Below are 1,313 nucleotides of genomic sequence, written 5' to 3'. Positions count from 1 at the left end.
CCCCAGTACAACTCTTCCATATCAGCGCTAATATTCTCAAGATCCAAAAATGTTCGTCCCGATGTTACCGCAAGGCCAAACATAATACGCTTATGCCTGAATAACTCGAAGCCAACTAGTGGCTCATCATGATTGTTATAGCCGAACAAATTTCCCCACTGAAAACTGAAAGTCGGTAAAAAGGAGTAGGTGCCATCATGTCCTATATAGGGTGCCGACCCAAATGTAATGCCGGGGCCGATAGAAAGATGGTCTTCATAGACTGGAACCGGCTCTTGTACCCTTGCTTGAGTTGCGGACGAGCAAAGCACCAAAGACAGTGTTATTGCAGCCAATGATAAGAGTTTACGAGAGTTGAATTCCATAGTGATAAATTACCTGGGTAGTTCCATGTGTGATTAATTACTTAATTTCCAAGCGTTCAGAGAATGCTGAGTCCTTGAATATTTCTGTATTCTATATCTTATTGAATTTAAACGATGAGATCTGGATAACATCATTCGTGATATTTCTGAATAATGCTAACCCTTATTAGCCGGCTAGGTCATATTGAGTGAGGTTATTGCTTTCGATCATGATGCGAACTTTCTCAATATAACGCTCAGCTTGTTCGGAGTAAGGGGAAAGTCCGGGCAGTAGATCTAGGCTGCTCATGTCTTGCTTGCTTGTGCTGCTGAACTTAGCGCGTAGTTTCCTGAATTCATCATATGCCGAGAAGCTATTTAGGTTCATCAGATAGGCCCTGATGGATTCATTTATAGTCTCGAATTGAGCTACCTCATGTTGTTGGTTCTCATTCCTGAATTTAGGTACAAGACCGCATCCTTTTTTAAAGCACCAGTGGCCAAATAGGTTGTTTCCTTGCTTAGCGAAACGACTGGTCCCCCAGCCAGACTCAATGGCCGCTTGTGCCAGTACCATAGAAGCAGGGACGGTATCAACACGCTCTAGCAGTCTGCCAAGTGTCTGACTTGGGTTGGTAGTTGGCACAACCTTGTATTTCATTGCAAGCGCTTTAAGCCAATTTCTGTCGTATTGGTTCAGGCTGGCGGCACCATTTTTTTTTATGGAAGTGCTCATAGCTTGTATTGCAGTTCTGAGGCGAAGTATGTGAAGGTTTTCGTCCTTAACCATTGGCAATAAATATTCAAAAAAAGACTGCTTCTTCTCACTTATATTCTGAATAACTGAAAAGTCAGGAAGCGGGACGGACAGACTGCTATCGGCCTTGTTTTCAATCTTGGGTAGCATATTTTTGGGACTGTGATAGAACCATATGCTTGCCCAAATAATAGACAGTAAGCAGAGGGTAA

Annotated in this window: 2 protein-coding genes; both read right to left on the bottom strand. The window is 42.9% G+C overall.

The window, feature by feature from the left end; translation table 11 throughout:
* On the bottom strand, positions 1–365 hold a 365-nt coding region (locus tag A3735_RS19575), incomplete at its 3' end, for a hypothetical protein (RefSeq protein WP_156499774.1).
* Positions 366–531: 166 nt separating this feature from the next.
* The coding region (locus A3735_RS19570) for a glucosaminidase domain-containing protein (protein ID WP_068638503.1) at positions 532–1,313 on the bottom strand (782 nt) is incomplete at its 5' end.

This window comes from Oleiphilus sp. HI0061 (genome assembly GCF_001635675.1).
The sequence above is the reverse complement of the archived record's forward strand: the minus strand, read 5'-3'. Positions and strand labels throughout refer to the sequence as shown.